24 protein-coding genes and 2 tRNA genes are annotated in these 25,177 nt (G+C 59.3%); 22 read left to right on the forward strand and 4 right to left on the reverse strand.

Annotated elements, in window-relative coordinates:
- The first annotated feature begins 20 nt into the window (after positions 1-20).
- From carB to BMZ23_RS12400, 3 genes are read left to right on the forward strand one after another with little or no spacing between them, the layout of a single operon-like run.
- The gene (gene carB, locus BMZ23_RS12390; RefSeq protein ID WP_093477875.1) at positions 21-3,236 is read left to right on the forward strand and encodes a carbamoyl-phosphate synthase large subunit; all 3,216 of its coding nucleotides are present in this window, start codon (positions 21-23) and stop codon (positions 3,234-3,236) included.
- A gap of 1 nt (position 3,237) precedes the next feature.
- Positions 3,238-3,711: a transcription elongation factor GreA gene (greA, locus tag BMZ23_RS12395; protein WP_093477878.1), complete on the forward strand. Its 474-nt coding sequence runs from the start codon at positions 3,238-3,240 to the stop codon at positions 3,709-3,711.
- Positions 3,708-4,124, forward strand: coding sequence for a DUF4149 domain-containing protein (locus BMZ23_RS12400; protein ID WP_245748222.1), 417 nt, complete (start codon positions 3,708-3,710; stop codon positions 4,122-4,124). The genes greA and BMZ23_RS12400 overlap by 4 nt, the downstream gene beginning before the upstream one ends.
- A 6-nt stretch (positions 4,125-4,130) precedes the next feature.
- Here the strand turns inward: BMZ23_RS12400 and yhbY are convergent, their stop codons facing one another.
- Positions 4,131-4,445 (reverse strand): ribosome assembly RNA-binding protein YhbY, encoded by a 315-nt coding sequence (yhbY, locus tag BMZ23_RS12405; RefSeq protein ID WP_093477881.1) that lies wholly within the window; start codon positions 4,443-4,445, stop codon positions 4,131-4,133.
- Positions 4,446-4,524: 79 nt separating this feature from the next.
- Here yhbY and rlmE point away from each other — a divergent pair, with 79 nt between their 5' ends.
- The 19 genes from rlmE (at position 4,525) to thpR (ending at position 22,222) form a co-directional block, all read left to right on the forward strand.
- Positions 4,525-5,160 carry a 23S rRNA (uridine(2552)-2'-O)-methyltransferase RlmE gene (gene rlmE, locus BMZ23_RS12410; RefSeq protein WP_093477884.1) on the forward strand — a complete coding sequence of 212 codons (636 nt, stop codon included), beginning with the start codon at positions 4,525-4,527 and terminating at the stop codon, positions 5,158-5,160.
- Between the two features lie 133 nt (positions 5,161-5,293).
- On the forward strand, positions 5,294-7,228 hold the full coding sequence (gene ftsH / locus BMZ23_RS12415; protein WP_093477887.1) for an ATP-dependent zinc metalloprotease FtsH: 1,935 nt from the start codon (positions 5,294-5,296) through the stop codon (positions 7,226-7,228).
- Between the two features lie 4 nt (positions 7,229-7,232).
- Complete coding sequence (folP, locus tag BMZ23_RS12420) at positions 7,233-8,084, forward strand: dihydropteroate synthase (protein WP_093478000.1); 852 nt, start codon at positions 7,233-7,235, stop codon at positions 8,082-8,084.
- A 29-nt stretch (positions 8,085-8,113) separates the two neighbouring features.
- Entirely contained in the window at positions 8,114-9,457 is a 1,344-nt protein-coding gene (gene glmM / locus BMZ23_RS12425) for a phosphoglucosamine mutase (RefSeq protein ID WP_093477890.1), read from the forward strand.
- A gap of 70 nt (positions 9,458-9,527) precedes the next feature.
- Positions 9,528-10,280, forward strand: coding sequence for a triose-phosphate isomerase (gene tpiA, locus BMZ23_RS12430; RefSeq protein WP_093477893.1), 753 nt, complete (start codon positions 9,528-9,530; stop codon positions 10,278-10,280).
- Between the two features lie 5 nt (positions 10,281-10,285).
- Positions 10,286-10,648, forward strand: coding sequence for a preprotein translocase subunit SecG (gene secG, locus BMZ23_RS12435; protein WP_093477896.1), 363 nt, complete (start codon positions 10,286-10,288; stop codon positions 10,646-10,648).
- Positions 10,649-10,658: 10 nt separating this feature from the next.
- A tRNA-Leu gene (locus BMZ23_RS12440) sits at positions 10,659-10,743 on the forward strand.
- A 95-nt stretch (positions 10,744-10,838) separates the two neighbouring features.
- Positions 10,839-10,915 (forward strand) — tRNA-Met (locus BMZ23_RS12445).
- Between the two features lie 123 nt (positions 10,916-11,038).
- Entirely contained in the window at positions 11,039-11,494 is a 456-nt protein-coding gene (gene rimP / locus BMZ23_RS12450) for a ribosome maturation factor RimP (RefSeq protein ID WP_093478003.1), read from the forward strand.
- A 50-nt stretch (positions 11,495-11,544) separates the two neighbouring features.
- Complete coding sequence (nusA, locus tag BMZ23_RS12455; protein ID WP_093477899.1) at positions 11,545-13,026, forward strand: transcription termination factor NusA; 1,482 nt, start codon at positions 11,545-11,547, stop codon at positions 13,024-13,026.
- Between the two features lie 60 nt (positions 13,027-13,086).
- Entirely contained in the window at positions 13,087-15,618 is a 2,532-nt protein-coding gene (gene infB, locus BMZ23_RS12460) for a translation initiation factor IF-2 (RefSeq protein WP_093477902.1), read from the forward strand.
- Positions 15,619-15,772: 154 nt separating this feature from the next.
- Positions 15,773-16,159 (forward strand): 30S ribosome-binding factor RbfA, encoded by a 387-nt coding sequence (gene rbfA / locus BMZ23_RS12465; protein WP_093478006.1) that lies wholly within the window; start codon positions 15,773-15,775, stop codon positions 16,157-16,159.
- Positions 16,160-16,162: 3 nt separating this feature from the next.
- On the forward strand, positions 16,163-17,083 hold the full coding sequence (gene truB, locus BMZ23_RS12470) for a tRNA pseudouridine(55) synthase TruB (RefSeq protein ID WP_093477905.1): 921 nt from the start codon (positions 16,163-16,165) through the stop codon (positions 17,081-17,083).
- A gap of 140 nt (positions 17,084-17,223) precedes the next feature.
- Positions 17,224-17,493: a 30S ribosomal protein S15 gene (gene rpsO / locus BMZ23_RS12475; protein WP_093477908.1), complete on the forward strand. Its 270-nt coding sequence runs from the start codon at positions 17,224-17,226 to the stop codon at positions 17,491-17,493.
- A gap of 132 nt (positions 17,494-17,625) precedes the next feature.
- Positions 17,626-19,734 (forward strand): polyribonucleotide nucleotidyltransferase, encoded by a 2,109-nt coding sequence (pnp, locus tag BMZ23_RS12480; protein ID WP_093477911.1) that lies wholly within the window; start codon positions 17,626-17,628, stop codon positions 19,732-19,734.
- Positions 19,735-19,933: 199 nt separating this feature from the next.
- Complete coding sequence (locus BMZ23_RS12485) at positions 19,934-20,191, forward strand: hypothetical protein (protein WP_143069596.1); 258 nt, start codon at positions 19,934-19,936, stop codon at positions 20,189-20,191.
- 117 nt (positions 20,192-20,308) lie between these two features.
- Positions 20,309-20,626 carry a YggL 50S ribosome-binding family protein gene (locus BMZ23_RS12490; RefSeq protein WP_093477916.1) on the forward strand — a complete coding sequence of 106 codons (318 nt, stop codon included), beginning with the start codon at positions 20,309-20,311 and terminating at the stop codon, positions 20,624-20,626.
- Between the two features lie 72 nt (positions 20,627-20,698).
- On the forward strand, positions 20,699-21,649 hold the full coding sequence (locus tag BMZ23_RS12495) for a GGDEF domain-containing protein (RefSeq protein ID WP_218143605.1): 951 nt from the start codon (positions 20,699-20,701) through the stop codon (positions 21,647-21,649).
- 6 nt (positions 21,650-21,655) lie between these two features.
- Positions 21,656-22,222 carry an RNA 2',3'-cyclic phosphodiesterase gene (gene thpR, locus BMZ23_RS12500; RefSeq protein ID WP_093477919.1) on the forward strand — a complete coding sequence of 189 codons (567 nt, stop codon included), beginning with the start codon at positions 21,656-21,658 and terminating at the stop codon, positions 22,220-22,222.
- A gap of 8 nt (positions 22,223-22,230) precedes the next feature.
- Here thpR and BMZ23_RS12505 read toward each other — a convergent pair whose 3' ends face one another.
- The 3 genes from BMZ23_RS12505 to panB all read right to left on the reverse strand — a co-directional run bounded on the left by BMZ23_RS12505 (position 22,231) and on the right by panB (position 25,153).
- Positions 22,231-23,412 carry an acetyl-CoA C-acetyltransferase gene (locus BMZ23_RS12505; protein WP_093477922.1) on the reverse strand — a complete coding sequence of 394 codons (1,182 nt, stop codon included), beginning with the start codon at positions 23,410-23,412 and terminating at the stop codon, positions 22,231-22,233.
- Positions 23,413-23,505: 93 nt separating this feature from the next.
- Complete coding sequence (gene panC, locus BMZ23_RS12510; RefSeq protein WP_093477925.1) at positions 23,506-24,354, reverse strand: pantoate--beta-alanine ligase; 849 nt, start codon at positions 24,352-24,354, stop codon at positions 23,506-23,508.
- Positions 24,355-24,358: 4 nt separating this feature from the next.
- Positions 24,359-25,153, reverse strand: a complete 795-nt coding sequence (panB, locus tag BMZ23_RS12515; RefSeq protein ID WP_093477928.1) for a 3-methyl-2-oxobutanoate hydroxymethyltransferase — start codon at positions 25,151-25,153, stop codon at positions 24,359-24,361.
- Positions 25,154-25,177 lie beyond the last annotated feature (24 nt).

A 25,177-nucleotide genomic window follows, 5' to 3' on the forward strand; every position in this document is an offset into this window, starting at 1 on the left:
CCAAGGATTTGTAGACGACCATGCCAAAACGTACAGACATTCAAAGCATTCTGATCCTCGGCGCCGGCCCCATCGTTATCGGCCAGGCCTGCGAGTTTGACTATTCCGGTGCCCAGGCCTGCAAGGCGCTGAAGGAAGAGGGGTTCCGGGTGATTCTGGTGAACTCCAACCCGGCCACCATCATGACCGACCCGGCGATGGCCGATGCCACCTACATCGAGCCGATCAAATGGCAGACGGTGGAGAAGATTATCGAGAAGGAGCGCCCGGATGCGGTGCTGCCGACCATGGGCGGGCAGACCGCGCTGAACTGCGCGCTGGATCTGGAAAAGCACGGCGTCCTGGAAAAGTACGGCGTCGAGATGATCGGTGCCAACGCCGACACCATCGACAAGGCCGAGGATCGCTCGCGCTTTGACAAGGCGATGAAGTCCATCGGCCTTGAGTGTCCGCGCTCGGGTATCGCGCACAACATGGAAGAGGCCTACGGTGTACTGGATCAGCTCGGCTTCCCCTGCATCATCCGCCCGTCCTTCACCATGGGTGGCACTGGTGGCGGTATCGCCTACAACCGTGAAGAGTTCGAGGAAATCTGCAACCGCGGTCTGGACCTGTCGCCGACCAAGGAGCTGCTGATCGACGAGTCGCTGATCGGCTGGAAGGAATACGAGATGGAGGTGGTCCGTGACAAGAAGGACAACTGCATCATCGTCTGCTCGATCGAGAACTTCGATCCGATGGGCGTGCACACCGGTGACTCGATCACCGTGGCGCCGGCACAGACCCTGACCGACAAGGAATACCAGATCATGCGTAACGCCTCGCTGGCGGTACTGCGTGAGATCGGTGTGGAAACCGGCGGCTCCAACGTGCAGTTCGGCATCTGCCCGGATACCGGGCGCATGGTGGTGATCGAGATGAACCCGCGGGTATCGCGTTCCTCGGCGCTGGCCTCCAAGGCCACTGGCTTCCCGATTGCCAAGATCGCTGCCAAGCTGGCGGTCGGCTATACCCTCGACGAACTGCAGAACGACATCACCGGCGGCCGCACGCCGGCCTCCTTCGAGCCGGCGATCGACTACGTGGTGACCAAGATCCCGCGTTTCGCCTTCGAGAAGTTCCCCAATGCCGATGCCCGCCTGACCACCCAGATGAAGTCGGTGGGCGAGGTGATGGCCATCGGGCGTACCTTCCAGGAATCCATGCACAAGGCCCTGCGTGGTCTGGAAGTGGGTGTTTGCGGTCTGGATCCCAAGGTTGATCCGGCCAACAGCGAGGCGCGTACCGAGGTGGTGCGAGAGCTGACGGTGCCGGGTGCCGAGCGTATCTGGTTTGTCGCCGATGCCTTCCGAATCGGCATGAGCCGTGATGAAGTCTTTGCCCTGACCAAGATCGACCCCTGGTTCCTGGTGCAGATCGAGGATCTGGTGAGTGAGGAAGAGCAGGTCAAGAGCCTGGGTCTGGCCGATCTGGATCAGGCGCTGATGTTCCGCCTGAAGCGCAAGGGTTTCTCCGATGCGCGTCTGGCCGAACTGCTGGCAGTGACTGAAAAGAGCCTGCGCAGCCACCGGCAGAAACTCAAGATACACCCGGTATACAAGCGGGTAGATACCTGCGCCGCCGAGTTTGCCACCGATACGGCCTATATGTACTCGACCTATGAGGAAGAGTGCGAGGCCAATCCCAGCGGCCGCGAGAAGATCATGGTGCTGGGTGGTGGCCCGAACCGCATCGGCCAGGGTATTGAATTCGACTACTGCTGTGTACACGCGGCACTGGCGATGCGCGAAGACGGTTATGAAACCATTATGGTCAATTGCAACCCGGAAACCGTTTCCACCGACTACGACACCTCCGATCGTCTGTATTTCGAGCCGGTAACTTTGGAAGACGTGCTGGAGATTGTCCGCGTCGAACAGCCCAAGGGTGTGATCGTGCAGTATGGCGGCCAAACCCCGCTGAAGCTGGCGCGGGCGCTGGAAGAGGCCGGGGTGCCGATCATCGGTACCAGTCCCGAGGCGATTGACCGTGCCGAGGACCGTGAGCGTTTCCAGCAGATGGTTGAGCGACTGAATCTGCTGCAGCCGCCGAATGCCACCGCGCGCAGCGAGGATCAGGCCATCGCCCTGTCGAAGACCATTGGTTATCCGCTGGTGGTGCGCCCGTCCTATGTACTCGGTGGCCGGGCCATGGAGATCGTCTACCAGGAAGACGAGCTGCGCCGTTACATGCGTGAGGCGGTCAAGGTGTCCAACGACAGCCCGGTACTGCTCGATCACTTCCTCAATTGCGCCATCGAGGTGGATATCGACGCGGTGTCCGATGGCACCGACGTGGTGATCGGCGCGATCATGCAGCACATCGAGCAGGCCGGCGTGCACTCGGGTGACTCGGCCTGCTCGTTGCCACCCTATTCGCTGCCGGCGGTAATCCAGGACCAGATCCGCGAGCAGGTGCGCAAGATGGCGCTGGAGCTCGGCGTGGTCGGTCTGATGAACGTACAGATGGCGGTGCAGGGCGAAACCATCTATGTCATCGAAGTGAACCCGCGCGCCTCGCGGACTGTGCCCTTCGTATCCAAGTGCATCGGTCAGTCGCTGGCGAAGATCGCCGCCCGGGTGATGGCCGGCAAAACCCTCAAGGAGCTGGGCTTTACCGAGGAAGTGGTGCCGCCGTATTTCAGCGTCAAGGAGGCGGTGTTCCCGTTCGCCAAGTTCCCCGGCGTCGATCCGATCCTTGGCCCGGAGATGAAATCCACCGGTGAGGTGATGGGCGTTGGCGACAGCTTTGCCGAGGCCTTTGCCAAGTCGCAGGTGGGCGCCAACGAGATACTGCCGAACGGCGGCTGTGCCTTCCTCAGTGTGCGTGAGGATGACAAGCCGCATGCTGCCGAGCTGGCCCGCCAGCTGGTCGAGCTGGGCTTCGAGGTGGTCGCTACCAGCGGTACTGCAGCGGTTATCGAGGCGGCCGGCATAGCCGTGCGCCGGGTCAACAAGGTAACCGAGGGGCGTCCGCATATCGTCGACATGATCAAGAACGATCAGGTCAGCCTGGTGATCAACACCACCGAAGGCCGCCAGTCGATTGCCGACTCCTATTCGATCCGTCGCAGTGCGCTGCAGCACAAAGTCTATTCGACCACCACCCTGGCCGGTGGCCAGGCGGTGTGCATGGCACTGAAATTCGGCCCGGAGAAGACAGTACGTCGCCTCCAGGATCTGCACGCAGGTATCTGAGATGAAGTATCCAATGACCAAACAGGGCGCCGAAGCCCTGGAAGTAGAGCTGAAGCACCTGAAAAGTGTGGTACGCCCGCAGCTTAGCCAGTCAATTGCCGAGGCGCGTGAGCTGGGTGACCTGAAGGAGAACGCTGAATACCATGCGGCGCGTGAGCAGCAGGGCATGGTCGAGGCGCGGATCAGGGATATCGAAGGTCGCCTGGGTAACGCCCAGGTGATCGACGTGACCAGCATTCCGGCCACCGGCAAGGTGATTTTCGGCACCACAGTGACCATCGCCAACGTGGATACCGACGAGGAAGTGGTGTACCAGATCGTTGGTGAAGACGAGGCTGATATCAAGCAGGGCAAACTGTCGGTTACTTCACCGATTGCCCGTGCGCTGATCGGCAAGCACGAGGGCGATGTCGCTGCGGTGCAGACTCCGAGCGGTGTGGTCGAGTATGAAGTTGTCGAGGTACAACACCTGTGACCACGGCCGGCAGCAATCTGCGCGGAGGGCGAATCGCCTGGCAACTGGCGCAGACCCTGTGGGTCGGTGGTGTCTGGGTATTGCACTTCGTGTTGCTGCCGGCGCTGGAGCGTTTCGGGCTGGCGCCCTTGCTGATCGAGGAGATCGGCAGCTTCATGTATCCGCTACTGGTGGGTTTTGCGGCTGTTTGTGCGCTGTTGCAGGGGCTGGTACTGCTGAGTGCGCTAGGCCGGCGCTGGTGGCAGGATCTGCGTGGGCAGTTGCTGGTGCTGGTGCTGGTCAGTGCCGGCTCGTTCTTTCTGGCCGGGTTCTGGAAGGACGGCCTGTACTGGCAGATGTTCTGCTTTCTGGTGCTGGCTTTTGCCGGTCTGGTGCTGGTGCTGCAGCCGCGCCCGGATGAGCGCGGCAACTGAGTCGCTTCAGAGGGTTTTGAAGCGGATCAGGTTGGACAGCTGCGGATTGGGCTGCTTGCTGCGACGCAGCAGGATCGCCATCTTGCCGATCACCTGCACCAATTCGGCGCCGCTGGCCTGGCAAATCTGGGTGATCAATGCCTGCTTGGCGTCGCGGTCGGCAACGCTGAGGCGGATCTTGATCAGTTCGTGATCGTTCAGCGCACGCTCCAGTTCCGCCAGCACGCCTTCACTGGCGCCCTGTTCACTGACGATGACCACCGGCTTGAGATGATGGCCGATGCGCTTAAGGTCTTTCTTCTGTGCCGAGCTGAGCGCCATAATGTTTCTGCTGCTTTCCCATGAATGAGTGAAAGTGCCAAGTATAACCGGCGGAGCGATCCGCTGCATGAGGTATTCCGTGGCTCGATCCAAGACCAGCAAGGGCTGGCTGAAAGAACATTTCGACGACCCCTACGTCAAGAAGGCGCAAAAGGACGGTTACCGTTCGCGTGCCAGCTACAAGCTGCTGGAGATCCAGGAGAAGGATCGCCTGCTACGGCCCGGTATGACCGTGCTGGATCTGGGGGCGGCGCCGGGCGGCTGGTCGCAGGTGGCCAGTCGGGTGCTGGGCGAAAAGGGGCGGTTGATCGCTTCCGATATATTGCCAATGGACAGCATTCCGGATGTGACCTTTATTCAGGGTGATTTCACCGAGGATCAGGTGTTCGAGGAGATCCTCAAGGCTATTGGCGATCAGCCGGTAGACCTTGTGATTTCCGATATGGCCCCCAATATGAGTGGTACGCCAGCGGTTGACCAGCCGCGCGCCATGTACCTGTGCGAGCTGGCACTGGATATGGCGACACGAGTGCTGCGCCCTGGTGGTGATTTTCTGATCAAGGTGTTTCATGGCGAAGGCTTTGACGATTATTACCGGCAGATCCGTGAGCAGTTCGACAAACTGCTGACCCGCAAACCCGGTGCCTCGCGTGACCGCTCGCGGGAAACCTATCTGCTGGCGCGCGGCTTCAAGGGCGAGCGTCCGCAGGACTGAATACACAGGGCGTTACACAGGCCTTTCTGCCGGACGGTGGCGAACTGGTGTAAGGTAGGCCTGTCTCAGTATGGATAGAATCATGAACGTGCGTGCCCCGGCGGCGTGACAAGAGGGTTGTGAATTGAACGACATGGCGAAGAACCTCATTCTGTGGTTAATCATTGCTGCGGTATTGGTGGCAGTGATGAACAACTTCAGCAGCACGCCCGAAGCGCGTGCGCTGAACTACACGGAATTTCTTGAACTGGTCAAGGATCGCCAGGTCGAGCGGGTAACCGTGGATGGCTTCATCATCAACGGCAAGCGCCGCGACGGCAGCGAGTTCAAGACAGTGCGTCCGGCAATCCAGGACAGCGGCCTGATTGGTGACCTGCTCGACAATAATGTGATTGTCGAAGGCAAGCAGCCGGAGCAGCAGAGCATATGGACCCAGTTGCTGATTGCCAGTTTCCCGATCCTGATCATCATTGCCCTGTTCATGTTCTTTATGCGCCAGATGCAGGGTGGTGCGGGCGGTAAGGGCGGGCCGATGAGCTTCGGCAAGAGCAAGGCGCGCATGCTGTCGGAAGATCAGGTCAAGACAACCTTTGCCGACGTTGCTGGCTGTGATGAGGCCAAGGAAGAGGTTAGCGAACTGGTCGAGTTCCTGCGTGATCCCGGCAAGTTCCAGCGTCTTGGTGGTCATATTCCCCGTGGCGTGCTGATGGTTGGGCAGCCGGGGACCGGCAAGACCTTGCTGGCCAAGGCAGTGGCTGGCGAAGCCAAGGTGCCGTTCTTCACCATTTCCGGTTCCGATTTTGTCGAGATGTTCGTCGGTGTCGGTGCCAGTCGTGTGCGTGACATGTTTGATCAGGCCAAGAAACATGCGCCCTGTATCATCTTTATCGACGAGATTGATGCCGTCGGTCGTCATCGTGGTTCGGGCATGGGCGGCGGTCATGACGAGCGCGAACAGACCCTCAACCAGTTGTTGGTAGAGATGGACGGTTTCGAGCCGAATGACGGCATTATCGTGGTGGCAGCCACCAACCGCCCTGATGTGCTGGATCCTGCGTTGCTGCGCCCCGGTCGATTTGACCGTCAGGTGGTTGTGGGGCTGCCGGATATCCGTGGTCGCGAGCAAATTCTCAAGGTGCATATGCGCAAGGTGCCGCTGGGCGATGACGTCAAGCCCGCCAATATTGCCCGTGGCACGCCCGGTTTCTCCGGTGCCGATCTGGCCAACCTGGTCAACGAAGCCTCACTGTTTGCCGCCCGCGCCAACAAGCGTCTGGTGGAGATGAAGGAGTTCGAGCTGGCCAAGGACAAGATCATGATGGGCGCCGAGCGCAAGTCGATGGTCATGTCGGACAAGGAAAAGCTGAATACCGCCTATCATGAGTCCGGTCACGCGATTGTCGGTCGCCTGATGCCCGAGCATGACCCTGTCTACAAGGTCTCGATCATCCCCCGTGGCCGTGCTTTGGGCGTGACCATGTTCCTGCCCGAGGAAGATCGCTACAGCCTTTCCAAGCGCGCCCTGGAGAGCCAGATATGCTCGCTGTTCGGTGGTCGTATTGCCGAGGAAATGACCCTGGGCTTCGACGGCGTCACTACCGGCGCATCCAACGACATCATGCGTGCTACCCAGTTGGCCAAGAACATGGTGACCAAATGGGGGCTGTCCGAGAAGCTGGGCCCGCTGTTGTATGCCGAAGACGAGGATCAGGGTTACCTGGGCCGTATGGGCGGTAGTGGTGGTTCGAATGTCTCCGGCGAAACCGCCAAGGCGATTGACCAGGAAGTGCGCCGGATTATCGACGAGTGTTACGACACAGCGAAGAAAATTCTGCACGACAATCGGGACAAGATGGATCTGATGGCTGAAGCACTGATGAAGTACGAAACCATCGACGCCGATCAGATCGACGACATCATGGATGGGCGCGCTCCACGTGAGCCCAAGGACTGGTCAGGTGATGACAAGGCTGGTCCTGGCGCGGTGAGTAGTGAAGACTCAAGTGTGGATGATGGTGCTGCGGATAGCGATCCGGGCGGCATCGGCGGGCCAGCCGGCGAGCACTGAGTCAATGCTTCCACAATCCCGTAGCTCCCGCCTGCCCTGTGGCGGCCGGGAGCTTGATCTTTCCCGTACCCAGGTCATGGGTATCCTGAACGTCACCCCTGACTCGTTTTCCGATGGTGGACGCTGGAACAATCTGGATCAGGCGCTGCTGCGAGCTGAGCAGATGATCAGCGAGGGCGCCAGCCTGATTGATATCGGTGGCGAATCGACCCGCCCGGGTGCGGCACCGGTCAGCCTGCAGCAGGAGCTGGATCGGGTGTTGCCGGTGGTCGAGGCGATTGCCGCACGTTTTGATGTGATCATTTCCATGGATACCAGTACGCCTGAGCTGATGCGCGCGGGCGCTGCTGTGGGCGCAGGGCTGATTAATGATGTGCGGGCCCTGCGCCGCGAGGGTGCGCTGCAGGCCGCGGCTGATAGCGGCCTTGCAGTCTGCCTGATGCATATGCAGGGTGAGCCACAGGTCATGCAGCAGTCGCCGGTTTACCATGACCTGTTGCACGAAGTCGGCACGTTTCTCGAAGAGCGGGTAAGGCTTTGCCAGCAGGCCGGCATACCCCGCGAGCGTCTGTTGATCGATCCGGGCTTTGGTTTTGGCAAGACACTGGAGCACAATCTGCAGTTGTTTGCCGATATGCCGGAGCTGGCGCCGCTGGATCTGCCGTTGCTGGTCGGGGTGTCACGCAAGAGCATGATCGGACAGTTGCTAGGCCGGCCGGTAGACGAGCGTCTCGCTGGGGGGCTTGCGTTGGCGGCGCTGGCGGTGGAGGCTGGTGCGCGGATTTTGCGGGTTCATGATGTGGCGCCGACAGTCGACGCGCTGCGCATGACCGAAGCTATACTGGCGCGCCGCTGAGCGCGCCTTTCAGTACAGGGATTATACGCATGCAAAAACGTTATTTCGGCACCGACGGTATCCGTGGTCGGGTCGGTACTCACCCGATTACCCCTGAGTTTGTGCTCAAGTTGGGCTGGGCCATTGGTACTGCCTTTCGCAAGGACGATGGATGCCGCATCATGATCGGCAAGGACACGCGGATATCCGGCTATATGTTCGAGTCCGCGCTTGAGGCGGGTTTGTCCGCAGCCGGTGCCAATGTACAGCTGCTTGGACCCATGCCAACGCCAGCGATTGCCTATCTGACCCGGACCTTCCAGGCCGATGCCGGCATTGTCATCAGCGCCTCGCACAACCCCTTTTATGACAACGGCATCAAGTTCTTTTCCGCCAGCGGTCGCAAGCTGCCAGACGACCTGGAGCTGGAAATCGAACGGCTGGTGGATGAGCCTATGGAGGTGGTTTCCTCGGCGGCACTCGGCAAGGTGGTGCGGGTTGAGGATGCGGCTGGTCGCTACATTGAATTCTGCAAGAGCAGTGTGCCGACCAGTACCAGCTTCAAGGGCCTGAAGCTGGTTGTCGATTGTGCGCATGGTGCTACCTACAAGGTGGCGCCCAGCGTTTTCCGTGAGCTGGGCGCTTCGGTCAGTGTGATTGGCGTCGAGCCGGACGGGCTGAATATCAATCAGGGTTGTGGCTCCACCGATCTGGCTGCGCTGCGCAAGGCGGTACTGGATCGAGGGGCGGATATGGGTATTGCCTTCGACGGTGATGGTGACCGCGTGTTGATGGTTGATCACCTGGGCAACAGTGTCGATGGTGATCAGCTGTTGTATGTGATTGCCATGGAGTTGCACGGACGCGGTTTGCTGCGTGGTGGCGTGGCAGGCACGCAAATGAGCAATCTCGGGTTGGAGTTGGCGCTGCGTGAGCAAGGCGTCGAGCTGGTGCGTGCCAAGGTTGGCGACCGTTATGTGATGGAGGCACTGAAGCAGCGTAACTGGATTCTGGGTGGTGAATCGTCCGGGCATCTTGTCTGCTTGCACCATACCAGTACCGGGGATGGCATTATTGCCGCGTTGCAAGTGCTGCTGGCGCTTCAGCGCAGTGGCCAGAGTCTGGCCGAGGCCTGTCGCGGCATGACCCTCTGTCCTCAAACACTGATCAATGTCCGTTACGCCGCCGGAAGTGCAAGCCCTGTATCGGATGCGCGGGTAATTGATGCTGTGGCCGAAGCTGAATCGCGGCTGGGTGACAATGGTCGGGTCTTGCTGCGTCTTTCGGGTACCGAGCCTCTGGTGAGGGTCATGGTAGAAGGCCAGGATGCTGCCCAGGTCGAGCGTGAAGCTGCCTGGTTGGCTGATCAGGTGCGGGTTTGCTGCTCAGTCTGAACGTGAGTGTCTGTTGTGCCGCGAAGGCAACTTGGGTACCATTGGCCGCCGCTTGAACGGAGAGGTTTGCATGCGTCGTCCGCTGGTAGCCGGTAACTGGAAAATGCACGGCACACGACAGTCCGTAGAGGACTTGTTGCTGGGGCTGAATGGACAGGAATGGCCCGAGGCTGTCGAGTTGGCAGTAGCGCCGCCTGCCCTGTATTTGCAGCAGTGCGGCGAAGCCTTGCAGGGTTCTCCTATTCGGCTCGCTGCGCAAAACTGTGCGTGGCAGGCTGAGCCGGGCGCACTGACCGGAGAGGTTTCTCCATCGCAATTACGCGATGCTGGCTGCGAGTTCGTCCTGGTCGGGCATTCAGAGCGGCGTACCTTGTTCGGTGAAACCGACGCAGTGATATGCCGCAAGTTTGCTGCGGCGCTTGCGTGCGGCTTGCGTCCGATACTCTGTGTCGGTGAAACCCGAGAGCAGATGGAAGCCGGGCAGACTGCTGATGTGGTTGGCAGGCAATTGCAGGCGGTGCTGGAGGTTTTTGGTGTGGGCGGTCTGGCTCAAGGTGTTGTGGCCTATGAGCCGGTGTGGGCTATAGGTACTGGCCTGACAGCTACGCCAGAACAGGCTCAGGATGTCCACTCGATGATTCGTGGGCGACTGGCTCTGCTCGACAGCGATCAGGCAGGTTGTGTGCAGATTATTTATGGCGGCAGTGTCAAGGCTGACAATGCTGTGGATTTATTCGGTATGCCGGATATCGACGGGGGGCTGGTAGGTGGAGCCTCCCTCAATGCAGAAGAATTTGGTGCGATAGCACGTGCCGCAGGATAAATGTGATGATTGAAACGCTGATAGTTGTGCTGCATCTGATGGTTGCCATTGCCCTTGTTGGCTTGATTCTTATCCAGCAGGGTAAGGGTGCCGAAGCGGGTGCTTCCTTTGGTGCGGGTGCTTCCGGTACTGTATTCGGCAGTCAGGGGTCAACCACGTTTTTGAGCCGAATTACTGCAATTCTTGCGACAGTTTTCTTTGTCACTTCGTTGGGTTTGGCGTATTATGCCAGCGCCAAGGCAGGGGGTGAGCGTGATGCCGGTCTTCCGGTTCCGCAGGTACAGGTTCAGCAGCCAACCCTGAGTGATGATATTCCTGTTCTTGAGCAACAGGCTCCGGCGGGTGGTGAAGTGCCAGAGGTTGAGTAAGCAAGGTTTCGCGGAAGTGGTGGAATTGGTAGACACGCTATCTTGAGGGGGTAGTGCCTTAGGGTGTATGGGTTCGAGTCCCATCTTCCGCACCAAATACAGGGTCTGCTTTGCAGGCCCTGTTTCATTTCAGGCATGTTCGGTTGCCTTGTGCGGCGTATCAGCAGTATAATGTGCGCCCAAGATTTGACGCGGGGTGGAGCAGTCTGGTAGCTCGTCGGGCTCATAACCCGAAGGTCGCAGGTTCAAATCCTGTCCCCGCAACCAGAACAAGGCCCCTCATGAGGGGCTTTTTGTTAGCTGTCCGGAAACCGTGCTGGCCGCGGCGAGCCGGAGTTCGATGGGCCAAGGGCCCATTTTTTATTGATGCGTGAAACAGAGGCTGCAACATTGTCCGGCAAACTTGCACAATTGCATGACATGCTGGCCCCGGCAGTCGAGGCTCTGGGCTTCGAGTGCTGGGGCATCGAATACCTTTCGCAGGGGCGGCATTCGCTGCTGCGTGTCTATATCGAACACCCCGAGGGTGTCACGGTTGATGGTTGCGCCCTGGTGAGTAGCCAGTTGAGTGCGATTCTTGATGTCGAGGACCCGATTTCGGGCGACTACACTCTTGAGGTTTCTTCACCGGGTATGGACCGGCCACTGTTCACATTGGCGCAATACGCGCAATACAGTGGTGAGCAGGCACGTATCCGGTTGCGTACGCCCTATGAAGGCAGGCGCAATTTTCAGGGAATCATTCGCGGCGTCGAAGGTGACGAGGTGGTGGTGTTGGTTGACGAGCATGAATATCTGCTGCCGATCGACAGTATTGATAAAGGCAACATCATCCCGCGGTTCTGAATTATTACGGGCACTAGCGGCCCCTATGGATGCGTTAGGCGAGGCATACGATGAGCAAAGAAGTGCTGCTGGTTGTGGAATCCGTTTCCAATGAGAAGGGCGTTCCGCCCGGTGTGATTTTCGAGGCACTGGAGTTGGCGCTGGCTACAGCCACCAAGAAGCGTTACGAGGACGAAGTTGATGTGCGTGTCGAGATTAATCGGCACACGGGCAACTATGATTCGTTTCGCCGCTGGATAGTGGTTGCCGATGAGAATTTTGATGATCCTGATCTGCAGTTGACCCTGGACCAGGCTCAGGAGCGTGACCCTGCACTGCAGATCGGCGATCTTGTTGAAGAAAAGATCGAGTCGGTCGAATTCGGTCGGATTGCTGCGCAGATTGCCAAGCAGGTGATTGTACAGAAGGTTCGCGAGGCCGAGCGTGCCCAGGTGGTTGATGCCTACCGCGAGCGTCTTGGTGAAATCATCAGTGGCACCGTCAAGAAGGTAGGGCGTGACAGCATTATTGTCGATCTTGGCAACAATGCCGAAGCTGTATTGCCGCGCGAGGAAATGATTCCCCGTGAAACCTTCCGCAGCGGTGTGCGTATTCGTGCCTTGCTCAAGGAAATCCGCACCGAGAATCGCGGCCCGCAACTGGTATTGTCCCGTGCCTGTCCGGAAATGATTATCGAGTTGTTCCGTATTGAAGTGCCGGAAATTTCCGAGGGGCTGATCGAGGTCATGGGTGCTGCACGTGACCCTGGGTCGCGCGCAAAGATTGCTGTGCGCTCCAAGGACAAGCGTATCGATCCGCAGGGTGCCTGCATCGGCATGCGCGGCTCGCGGGTTCAGGCCGTATCGGGCGAGTTGGCTGGTGAGCGCGTGGATATCGTGCTGTGGGATGACAACCTGGCTCAATTCGTTATCAACGCCATGGCTCCGGCCGAGGTTGCCTCGATCATCGTGGATGAAGATACCCACGCCATTGATCTGGCGGTTGCAGAAGACAACCTGGCCCAAGCGATTGGCCGCAGCGGCCAGAACGTCAGGCTGGCCAGTCAGTTGACCGGCTGGACGCTGAACGTGATGAGCGAGGCGGACATTCGCGCCAAGCAGGAAGCCGAGACAGGCGATGTGCTGCGGCATTTTGTGGAAGAGCTGGATGTTGAGGAAGAGTTGGCACAGGTTCTGGTAGACGAAGGCTTTACCTCGCTGGAGGAAATTGCCTACGTACCCATGGAAGAAATGCTCGATATTGATAGCTTTGACGAAGATATCGTCACTGAGCTGCGGGCACGTGCCAAGGATCGCCTGTTGACGCGTGCGATCGCCAATGAAGAAAAGCTGGAAGAGGCACAGCCGGCAGACGATCTGCTGGAAATGGAAGGCATGGAACGTGCGTTGGCATTCCAGTTGGCTGCTCGCGGCATTGTCACCATGGAAGATCTGGCGGAGCAGTCGATTGACGATCTGCTGGACATTGAAGGTATTGATGAAGAGCGTGCCGGCGCCCTGATCATGGCAGCCCGTGCGCCCTGGTTCGAGTAACGGTCGGTTGCACAAGACAACCATGCGTGAGCGCAAGGGCCCGACTGAGGAGAGATATGAATGGCGGAAGTAACGGTCAAAGAGTTGGCTAAGGTGGTGGACACTCCGGTTGAGCGTCTGCTACAGCAGATGCAGGAAGCCGGTTTGCCGCAAACCAGCCCCGATCAGCAGGTTTCTGATGATGAGAAGCAGCGCTTGCTGGCTCATTTGAAGCAATCCCATGGCGAGTCGGTGGTGGAGCCGCGCAAGATTACCCTTAAGCGCAAAACCGTCAGCACCCTCAAGGTCGCCGGCAGCAAGACCGTGAACGTTGAGGTGCGCAAGAAGCGTACCTACGTCAAGCGTGATCCTGCCGAGCTGGAAGCCGAACGCCAGCGCGAGCTGGAAGAGCTGCGTGCTGCTGAAGAATCACGCCAGCAGGCCGAGGAGGCGCGGCGCAAGGCTGAAGAAGAAGCACGCCAGGCGCTCGAAGCCAGCAAGCAGGCAGGTCAGTCAGAGCCTGAGCCTGTCGCCAAGGTGGAGCAGCCCGCGGCCGCTGAGTCCGCCCCCGCTTCCGCGCCAGCACCTGCGGTGCCAGTGCCGGAAGTTACCCCGGCAGACGCACAGGCTGCTGCCGAAGCCAACCGCAAGAAGGAAGAGGCCCGTCGCAAAGCGTTGCGCTCAGATGAAGAAGAGCGCAACCGCAAGCGTGCTGGCGGACATGCGGGCAAGGAAAAGTCGCGTAACAGCGGCCGTATCATGGATGACGAAGATGGCATGAATCGCCGCCGCGGTGGTGGTGGCAAGCTCAAGGCCAAGAAACGCAATCAGCATGGGTTCGAGAAGCCCACGGGACCCATTGTGCGCGAAGTAGTTATCGGCGAGACCATCACTGTGGCTGAACTGGCCCAGCGGATGTCGATCAAGGCCGCAGAAGTTATCAAGTACATGTTCAAGAATGGCACCATGGTGACTATTAACCAGGTGCTGGATCAGGATACAGCGGCGATTGTTGCCGAGGATATGGGTCACAAGGTCAAGCTGGTGCGCGAGAGCGATATTGAAGACCAGCTGACCGAGTCGATGAGCCATGAAGGCGAGCTGACGGGGCGTGCGCCGGTGGTTACCGTCATGGGTCACGTCGACCACGGCAAGACCTCGTTGCTCGACTATATTCGTCGGGCCAAGGTTGCTTCCGGTGAGGCTGGCGGCATTACCCAGCACATCGGTGCCTATCACGTCGAAACCGATCGTGGCATGGTCACTTTCCTCGATACCCCCGGCCACGCCGCCTTTACGGCCATGCGTGCGCGTGGTGCCAAGGCCACCGATATCGTGATTCTGGTGGTGGCGGCGGACGATGGCGTGATGCCGCAGACCGAAGAAGCCATCCAGCATGCCAAGGCAGCCGGTGTGCCTATCGTGGTGGCGGTTAACAAGATCGACAAGCCCGAGGCTGACGCTGACCGCATCAAGCATGACCTCGCAGCCCGTCAGGTTATCCCCGAGGAGTGGGGTGGCGACACCATGTTCGTGCATGTATCGGCCAAAGTCGGTACCGGTATCGATGAGCTGCTGGAAGCCATTCTGCTGCAGGCCGAAGTGCTTGAGTTGAAGGCCCAGCCTTCGGCGCCGGCACGGGGTGTGGTAATCGAGTCGCGTCTGGACAAGGGGCGCGGCCCGGTAGCTACCTTGCTGGTACAGAACGGCACCCTGCGTCAGGGCGACGTGGTGCTGGCTGGCTTCAACTACGGTCGTGTACGCGCCATGCTTGACGAGAACGGCAAGCCGATCAAGGAAGCTGGTCCGTCGATTCCGGTAGAGATTCTCGGTCTGGATGGCACACCGGATGCCGGCGACGAGATGACCGTGGTAGGCGATGAGCGCAAGGCCCGCGAAGTGGCTTTGTTCCGTCAGGGCAAGTTCCGCGAGATCAAGCTGGCTCGCCAGCAATCAGCCAAGCTGGAGAACATGTTCGAAAGCATGGGGCAGGGCGAGAAGAAGGCGCTCAATATTGTCATCAAGGCCGACGTACGTGGTTCGCTGGAGGCGTTGCAGGGCTCGCTGTCCGATCTGGGCAACGACGAAGTGCAGGTCAAGGTGGTATCCGGCGGTGTTGGTGGTATCACCGAGACCGACGCCAACCTGGCGCTGGCCTCCAATGCGGTGATTTTCGGTTTCAACGTGCGAGCTGATGCTTCGGCACGTAAAGTGGTTGAAAATGAAGGTCTGGATCTGCGCTACTACAGCGTCATTTACGAGATCATCGATGACGTCAAAAAGGCCCTTACCGGCATGCTCGGCAGCGATGTACGCGAGCAGATCCTCGGTGTGGCTGAAGTACGTGACGTGTTCCGTTCGCCGAAATTCGGCGCGGTGGCCGGCTGTATGGTTATCGAAGGTATCGTTTATCGCAATCGTCCTATCCGCGTGCTGCGTGAGGACGTGGTGATCTACGAGGGCGAACTGGAATCCTTGCGTCGTTACAAGGATGACGTTGCCGAAGTGCGTAACGGCATGGAGTGCGGTATCGGCGTGAAGAACTACAACGATGTACGCGTCGGCGATCGCATCGAAGTGTTCGAGCGCATTCAGGTCGCACGGACTCTGTAAGACGGTACCAGGCGGCAAGCGGCCGACGGCAGATACAGGCTGTCGTGTGCGCTTGCCGTTTGCCGTTTCCGGGGGCACGCACAGGTTGCGAGGCTGCCCCATACTGATGCAGCTTGCAGCTTGCAGCTTGCAGCTTGCAGCTTTAGAGGTTGTTATGGCCAAAGAATACAGCCGTACCCAGCGGGTCGGCGATCAGATGCAGCGCGAACTGGCGCAACTTATCCAGCGCGAGGTGCGCGATCCGCGTCTGGGCATGGTGACCCTGACGGCGGTCGATGTCAGTCGCGATCTGGCACATGCCAAGGTGTTCTTTACCCTGCTGGGCAAGGACAGTGCCGAGGATATCGAACTGAATCTTGAGATTCTCAAGGATTCTGCTGGCTTTTTGCGCATGCTGCTCGGCAAATCAATGAAAATGCGCAGTATTCCGCAGTTGCATTTCCACTACGACGAGAGTGTACGCCGGGGCGTACACCTGTCCAGTCTGATCGAGCAGGCAGTGGCTGAGGATAAGCGCCACGACAAGGGCGAGCAGGAGTAACGGGTGACCGGCAAACGCAACAAGCGCCGTGACATTGACGGCATTCTGATTCTCGACAAGCCGCTTGGCATGACCTCCAACGCGGCCCTGCAAAAGGTCCGCTGGCTGTTCAATGCGAACAAGGGCGGACATACCGGTAGCCTTGATCCACTGGCCACCGGGGTGCTGCCACTGTGCCTGGGCGAGGCGACCAAGTTTTCCCAGTTTCTGCTGGATGCCGACAAGGCCTATGTCACCGAGGCGCGTCTGGGCATCACTACCACCACCGCCGATGCCGAGGGTGACGTGCTGCAAGTACGCCCGGTGAATATTGATCTGGCCCAGGTGGAAGCACTGTTGCCGCGTTTTAGCGGGGATATCCAGCAGGTGCCGCCGATGTATTCGGCGCTGAAAAAGGATGGTCAGCCGCTCTACAAGCTGGCGCGTGCCGGCGAAACGGTGGAGCGTCAGCCGCGATCTGTTAGAATCAGCCAATTGCGTGTGCTTGGCCTGGAGGGTGATCGACTTCGGCTGGAGGTGCATTGCAGCAAGGGTACCTATATCCGCAGTCTGGTCGAGGACCTTGGCGAGGCGCTGGGCTGCGGCGCACATGTATCCGAATTGCGGCGCATTCAGGCTGGGCCGTTTGATCAGGCGCAACAGATTACTCTGGCACAACTCGAACAGTTGCATGCCGAGGGCGGCGCCGAGGCGCTGGATCATTTGCTGCTGCCTTCGGATAGCGGTCTTGGGCAGTTTCCGGCCCTTGAGCTGACCGAACAGACTGCCTACTACCTGAACCACGGGCAGGCGGTCAGGGTGCCCGGAGCGCCAGCGTTCGGTACGGTCAGGCTGTATGCGCCTGGGAGCGGATTTATCGGCATCGGTGAGATGACCGACGATGCCCGCGTGGCGCCAAAGCGTCTGGTACGCTTTACTGAATGAGTTTGTGCATCACCGCCAGCGGTGATGTCTGATGTCGACCCGGGAGGGTCACACCGAGGGTGGCTGTCAACAGGCACGGTCATTCCTCGTTACAAAACACGGGACAGCGTCCCGGCCTGTTACCTCAGAGGAAATGCATCATGGCACTGAGCGTTGAAGAAAAGGCTGCAATCGTAACCGAGTACAAGCGTGGCGAAGGTGATACCGGTTCTCCGGAAGTCCAGGTCGCTCTGTTGACTGCAAACATCAACAAGCTGCAGGGGCACTTCAAGGACAACAAGAAGGATCACCATTCCCGTCGTGGTCTGATCCGCATGGTAAACCAGCGCCGCAAGCTGCTGGACTACCTGAAGTCCAAGGACACCACCCGCTATACCGATCTGATCGGCCGTCTGGGCCTGCGTCGCTGATGCATGCCCTGAAGCCGGCACAGCCGCCAGCAGGCGGTGGTGCCGGCTTCCTTTGGACATGTCCGGGTCCGATACCCGCCCATGCCCAGGATTCCGCCACAAGGCAAGTAAAGAGAAGAGAGAGAAGCAACCGTGAAACCGGTCATCAAGCAATTCCAGTTCGGTAACAGTACCGTTACCCTCGAAACCGGGCGTATTGCCCGTCAGGCCTCCGGCGCCGTGCTGGTCAGCATCGATAATGCTGTCAGCGTGCTCTGTACCGTGGTCGCCGCCAAGTCGGCCGATCCGGGCAAGGACTTCTTCCCGCTGTCGGTACACTACATCGAGAAAACCTATGCCGCCGGCCGTATCCCCGGCGGTTTTTTCAAGCGTGAGGGCCGTCCCACCGAGAAGGAAACCCTGACCTCGCGGCTGATCGACCGTCCGATCCGTCCGCTGTTCAGCGAAGGTTTCATGAATGAAGTGCAGGTTGTCTGCACCGTGGTCTCCACCGACCGCACCACTGATCCGGATGTTGCCGCCCTGCTGGGTACCTCGGCTGCCCTGGCGATAGCCAATCTGCCGTTTGCCGGCCCTGTCGGTGCTGCCCGTGTCGGCTTTGATGTGAACAATGGCTACATCCTCAACCCGACCTACGAAGAGCTGAAGACTTCCCGTCTGGACATGGTTGTGGCCGGTACCGAAGACGCCGTTCTGATGGTTGAATCGGAAGCCCAGGAGCTGACCGAAGACCAGATGCTGGGTGCCGTGCTGTTCGCCCACATGGAATTCCAGACCGCCATCCAGGCCATCAAGGAGCTCGCCGCCGAAGCCGCCAAGCCGGCCTTTGAGTGGACTGCTCCGGTTGAAAATACTGCACTGCTGGGTGCCATCCGTGCAGAGTTCGGTGCCGAAATCGCCAAGGCCTACACCATCACCATCAAGCAAGATCGCTATGCCCGCCTTGGCGAACTGCGTGATCAGGCGATTGCCGCGCTGTCCGGTGAGGAAGACGGCAAGTTTGCCGCCGGTGAGGTGAAGGATGCCTTCGGTGAAATCGAGTACCGCGTAGTGCGTGAGAACATCGTCAACGGCAATCCGCGTATTGACGGCCGTGACACCCGCACAGTGCGCCCGCTGAATATCGAAGTTGGCATGCTTGACCGTACCCACGGTTCGGCCCTGTTCACCCGTGGCGAGACCCAGGCGCTGGTAGTCACCACGCTGGGCACCACCCGTGATGCGCAGCTGCTCGATACCCTGGAAGGCGAGAAGAAAGATCCCTTCATGTTCCACTACAACTTCCCTCCCTACTCGGTTGGCGAGTGTGGTCGGATGGGCGGTACCGGGCGTCGCGAAATCGGCCATGGCCGTCTGGCTCGTCGTGGTGTTTCGGCAGTCATGCCGGACATGGACCAGTTCCCTTACAGCATCCGTGTGGTCTCGGAAATCACCGAGTCCAATGGTTCCAGCTCGATGGCTTCGGTGTGTGGTGCTTCGCTGGCACTGATGGACGCTGGTGTACCGCTGAAGGCACCGGTAGCCGGTATTGCCATGGGTCTGGTCAAGGAAGGCGAGAAGTTCGCTGTCCTCACCGACATCCTGGGTGACGAGGACCATCTTGGCGACATGGACTTCAAGGTGGCCGGTACCGAGAAGGGTGTCACTGCACTGCAGATGGACATCAAGATCAACGGCATCACTGAAGAAATCATGGAGATCGCTCTGCAGCAGGCCCATGAGGCCCGTCTGCACATCCTCAAGCAGATGAACGAAGTACTGCCGGAATCGCGTAAGGAGCTGTCAGCCAACGCCCCGACCATGCTCAGCATGAAGATCGATCCGGAGAAGATCCGCGACGTGATCGGCAAGGGTGGTGCGACCATTCGCGGTATCTGCGACGAGACAGGTGCTTCGATCGACATTACTGACGATGGCATGGTCAAGATCTTTGCTGCCAGCAAGGATGCCGCCAATGCCGCCAAGGCGCGTGTTGACGAGATTACTGCCGAGGCGGAAATCGGCAAGATCTATACCGGCAAGGTCGAGCGCATTGTCGACTTCGGTGCCTTTGTCAGCATCCTGCCCGGCAAGGACGGTCTGGTGCACATTTCTCAGATCGCCAACCAGCGCATCGAGAAAGTCACCGATGTGCTCAAGGAAGGCCAGGAAGTGAAAGTGCTGGTGCTTGACGTCGACAATCGTGGCCGCATCAAGCTGTCGATCAAGGATGTCGAGGCGGCTGAAGCTTCCGGCGTCTGAGTTTGCTGTAAGCACAAAAAACCCGGACATGTTCCGGGTTTTTTGTGGTCTGTAATTTTTGTACAAGTAATGGCTGTTTGGCATGGATTGTATAAATATGGTGACAGGCGTAGCCTGGTATTTGATGGCAATCAAGGTGTTTTTGTTTAATACGGTTTAGCGTCAATCGCCACGAACCAGATGCTTGGGGAGGTAAGTCATGCACGCTTCGCGTTCCCGTACAGCTGTTCCCGTTACTCAGGTGCCGCCAAACGGCACTGCTTCCACTCTTGCAGGCTTCCAGGTAGAAGATCTGGGTACACGCCAGCAGCGTCGCTTCAATGCATTGCGCAGGCATATTGACGAAATGCTGGCGTGTGGTTGGCAGCTTACCCGACGCTCTCCGTTGACCCTGCGTCGTGGCGCGCTGACCTGCCATGTACTGCATGGCATGATAGTCAGCGACCAGGTTATCTGAGATCTACGTCACTGCATCCAGCTCTTGACCCATACGTCGGTGTTCTGCCGTACGGGCTGTATTCCCTTTCCATTCAGGCTAAAGTGTCAGTACATCCACTACTGATACGGTAACTTCATGCCTACACAACGTAGCCGCCGCCTGAGAAAGAAAATGCGCGTCGGTGAATTCCAGGAAATGGGTTTCAATTTCTCCATTGAACCAGCTCAGCCACTTGATGATGCGGCGGCAGAGGGGTTGGTCGATGCATTTATTGGAGACGTGCTGGTCCCCCGTGGACTGGAGTTTGGCGGCTGGGCTACCGGCGGATTCATTTGCCGTGCTGGCCGTGGTTCAGTCAGCGAGGAAGATCGCCAGGCGGTGCTGGCGTGGCTTCAGCAACGTCCGGAAGTTGCTGGCGTCGAGGTCAGCGAGCTGGTTGATGCCTGGCATTGATTCTTGAGTATCCGGTCATCTTCTGCCCGCGCACGCACTGAATAGGGTGAACAGGTTTTCGGGAGGCGCTGTATGGATACGCCACAGGTAAATGACGGAATGCAGCCGGACAGCATGGTCTACAAGACCTTGCTGGAGTCGACCCGTGCGATTCCCTGGAAGATCGACTGGGCAAGCATGCAGTTTGCCTATATCGGCCCACAGATCGAAGCATTGCTTGGCTGGGAACAATCCAGTTGGGTCAGTGTTAACGATTGGGCCGAGCGGATGCATGAAGAGGATCGCGAGTGGACGGTGAACTATTGCGTCAGTCAGTCCCAGTGCGGCATTGATCATGAGGCTGATTACCGGGCACTGCACAGAGACGGCCACTTCGTGTGGATTCGTGATGTTGTGCATGTGGTGCGTAAACCCGATGGCCAGGTGGATTCGCTGGTCGGCTTTATGTTCGATATTACCGAGCGCAAACGCATTGAAGACAAGCTGATCGAGTTGCAGAAGGAGCTCGAAGAGCTGTCGTTCCGCGATGGCCTGACCGGGGTAGCCAACCGGCGCATGTTCGATTCGGTGCTTGAAGACGAGTGGAGCAAAGCCCGGCGCAACCAGCGGCCGATTTCCCTGATCATGTTCGATATAGACTGCTTCAAGCAGTACAACGATCATTATGGTCATGTGCGCGGCGATGATTGCCTGCGTCGCGTGGCTATTGCGCTTGGTTCAGCCGCTACCCGGCCACGGGATTTCTTTGCGCGCTATGGCGGCGAGGAGTTTGTACTGGTGTTGCCGGAGACGGATGCCCAGGCCGCACTGGTGATCGCCGAACGCTGTCGGGCGCTGTTGTTCAAGGAGCAGATCGAGCACGCTGCATCCAGTGCGGGGCAGATCGTCACCCTGAGCATGGGCATTACTACGGCGATGCCCAGGCATGGCGCTGATTCGCGGGGCTTTGTCGAACAGGCTGATCGTCAGCTCTATTTGGCCAAACAGCGCGGGCGCAATTGCATTGTGGCGGATGCGGGCTGAGTAGGCATGGCTTCTGAGTTGGCTCAGCCAACCAGCCGATTGTTTCTGGGGCTGGGGATTCCTCCGGCGACCACCTCTGAGCTGCTGGAACTTGAGCAAGAGATAGCCGGCGCCCGCTGGCAAACGGCGGAACAATTGCACCTGACGCTGCATTTTCTCGGCAACCAGCCTGAGAGCTTGGTCGGGCCGCTTATAGCGGCCCTGCAGGGGCTGAAATTTGCCGCTTTTGACCTTCAAGTAAACGGCGCAGGTTGTTTCGTCAACCAGCGCAGTCCGAGTATTCTGTGGGCCGGGGTGTCGGCCTGTGAGGGGCTGTGGGTGTTGCACAGGCAGACCGCCGACTGTCTTGGGCGGTTGGGCCTTCCGTCCGAGTCACGGCCGTGGCGACCGCATGTAACCCTGGCGCGCCTGCCGCGCCGGGCGAAGGCCCCGCAGGGGTTTATCGAAGCGCATGCCAGGATGCATCTGCCGGCTTTCAACGTCCGCGAGTTTTGCCTCTATCAGAGCCATGCTACCCCGGCGGGTTCGCGCTATCAGGTGCTACAGCAGTTTGCTGCCACAGCACCTGACTGATCACCTGTTCAGTTGCGCTCGATAGCCAGCGCCACGCCCTGGCCGCCCCCAATGCACAGCGTCGCCAGCCCCTTGCGAACATCGCGGCGGATCATTTCGTGCAGCAAGCTGACCAGCACCCGGCAGCCGGAGGCGCCAATCGGGTGTCCAAGGGCAATGGCGCCGCCGTTGACATTCACCCGAGCAGGATCCCATTGCAGTTCGCGGCCGACCGCCAGTGCCTGAGCCGCGAAGGCTTCGTTGGCTTCAATCAGATCCAGTTCCTGGAGCTGCCAGCCGGCCTTGTCCAGGCAGCGGCGGGTAGCGGACACCGGGCCAATTCCCATGATCGCCGGATCGACGCCGGCATTCGCCCATCCGGCCAGTCGAGCCATTACGGGCAGTCCCAGTTCGGCGGCCTTGCTGGCGCTCATCAGCAGTACTGCGGCGGCACCGTCGTTCAGACTGGAAGCATTGCCGGCGGTGACGCTGCCGTCTTTCTTGAATGCCGGACGCAGCTTGCCGAGGGATTCGCTGGTGGTACCGGCGCGTGGTTGTTCGTCAGTGTCGATCAGCAGCGCATCGCCCTTGCGCTGGGAAACGCTGACCGGGGTGATTTCTGCGCGAAAATGCCCGGCCTGCTGCGCGGCTACGGCCTTTTGCTGGGAAGCCGCAGCAAAGGCATCCTGCTCCTCGCGACTGATGGCGTATTTCTCCACCAGATTTTCCGCGGTGATACCCATGTGGTAATCGTTGAAAGCATCCCATAGACCATCATGGATCATGCTGTCGAGCAACTGGCCATGGCCCATACGCTGGCCGGTACGGGAGGTGGGCAGCAGGTGTGGCGACAGGCTCATGGACTCCTGGCCGCCGGCAATGATGATCTCGGCATCGCCGCAGCGGATTGCCTGGGCAGCCAGATGCAGGGCCTTGAGGCCCGAGCCGCAGACCTTGTTCAGGGTCAGGGCCGGCACGCTGTGCGGCAGACCGGCATGGATGGCGGCCTGACGAGCCGGATTCTGGCCACAGCCGGCGGTCAGCACCTGCCCGAGAATCACCTCGTCGACACTGGCCGGGTCAATACCGGTCTGCTCCAGCAGTCGACGGATTACCGTGGCACCCAGCTGGTGGGCTGGGATGGCGGCGAACTGGCCGCCGAAACTGCCGATGGCGGTGCGTGTGGCGGCGACGATTACGACGTCATGCATGGGTGACTCCTGTGCAGGGAAGTGTATGTTCAGATAGAGAGCCGGTGCCTGACCTAGCGTTTCGCCGTCGCAAGGGGTAAAGCGGTAGCCGTTTCAGCCCAGCGCAATACGCAGGTTATCGATCAGGCGGGTTTTTCCGAGGAAGGCTGCCACCAGTATCACCAGTTCGCGGCTATCTGGTGTGGGTGTATCCAGTGTCTCGGCATCCCGCAGTTCAAGGTAGTCAACGCGCATTCCAGCGGCTTCGATACGCTCTGCGGCCTGCGTGACCAAGGTCTGCTGCGAGTGACTGCGGGGCAGCTGTTCTGCCAGCCATTGCAGGCTGCGAAACAGCTCGGGAGCCAGTGCGCGTTCCTGCTGGTCCAGATAACCGTTGCGTGAAGACAATGCCAGCCCGTCCTCGGCGCGCACGGTGGGTTCGCCCAGGATCTGTACCGGCAAGCACAGGTCCTGGGTCATCTTGCGAATGACTGCCAGTTGCTGAAAATCTTTTTCACCAAAAACGGCAAGATCCGGCTGGATGATATTGAACAGTTTGGCAACAACAGTCGCCACCCCTTCAAAGTGGCCGGGACGACTTGCACCACAGAGGCCGTCAGACACCAGCGGTACGTTGATGCGTGTGTGGCCTTGCATGCCTTGCGGATAGATTTCACTGGCACTTGGCGCAAAGACCATATGCGCGCCCGTTTCCAGTAGTTTGTGCTGGTCTTCGGCGAGGGTGCGCGGGTAGCTGTCCAGGTCTTCGTTCGGGCCGAACTGCAGCGGGTTGACGAAGATGCTCACAATTACGCAGTCGGTTCGCTGCAGCGCCTTTTCTACCAGTGCCAGATGGCCCTGGTGCAGGTTGCCCATGGTGGGGACCAGGCCGATACGCTTGCCTTCCTCGCGGGCGCGGGCGATTGCCGCGCGCACCTGTGCAATGCTGTGCAGGGTGTTCATGATGTCAGAACTCGTGTTCGGCGGCGGGGAATTCGATCTGCTTCACCGCGTTGACGTAGGCGGCGATTGCCGAGGCGATGTTGGGCTGACCCTGCATAAAGTTTTTCACGAATCGTGGCATGCGCTCGCTGATTGACAGGCCAAGCATGTCATGTACAACCAGTACCTGTCCGTCAGTCGCGTTACCTGCGCCAATGCCGATCACCGGAATGCGTACTTCGCTGCTGATTCTGCCGGCCAATGGGGCTGGTACACACTCCAGCAGCAGCATGGCAGCGCCGGCCTGCTGCAGCAGCAGGGCGTCATCCAGCAGCGCCTGTGCCTGAGCTTCCTCGCGGCCCTGTACCTTGTAGCCGCCCAGCACATTCACTGCCTGCGGGGTGAGGCCCAGGTGGGCACATACCGGGATGCCGTTACGTGCCAGGACTCCAACAGTTTCGGCCAGCCAGCCGGCACCTTCAAGTTTGACCATGTGCGCGCCGGCCTGCATCAGCGCGGTGCTTGCCTGCAGTGCTCGCTCGACAGTGGCGCAACTCATGAAAGGCAGGTCGGCCATGATCAGCGCACCCTGATTGCCACGACTGACGCAACGGGTGTGGTAGACCATGTCCTCTATGGTGACCGGGACAGTGCTGCTGTTGCCCTGAAGCACCATGCCGAGCGAGTCCCCGACCAGGATAACTTCTACGCCGGCCCGGCTTTCAAGGTGCGCGAAGGTGGCGTCATACGCTGTTAGGCAAACAATCTTTTCACCGGTCTGCTTGAGCTTGTTTAGTGTGGTCAGGGTCACTTCAGGCATGGCGGATTCCACATGAGCAGCTGT

It is taken from the genome of Halopseudomonas yangmingensis, from assembly GCF_900114825.1.
Taxonomy (GTDB): Bacteria; Pseudomonadota; Gammaproteobacteria; order Pseudomonadales; family Pseudomonadaceae; genus Halopseudomonas; species Halopseudomonas yangmingensis.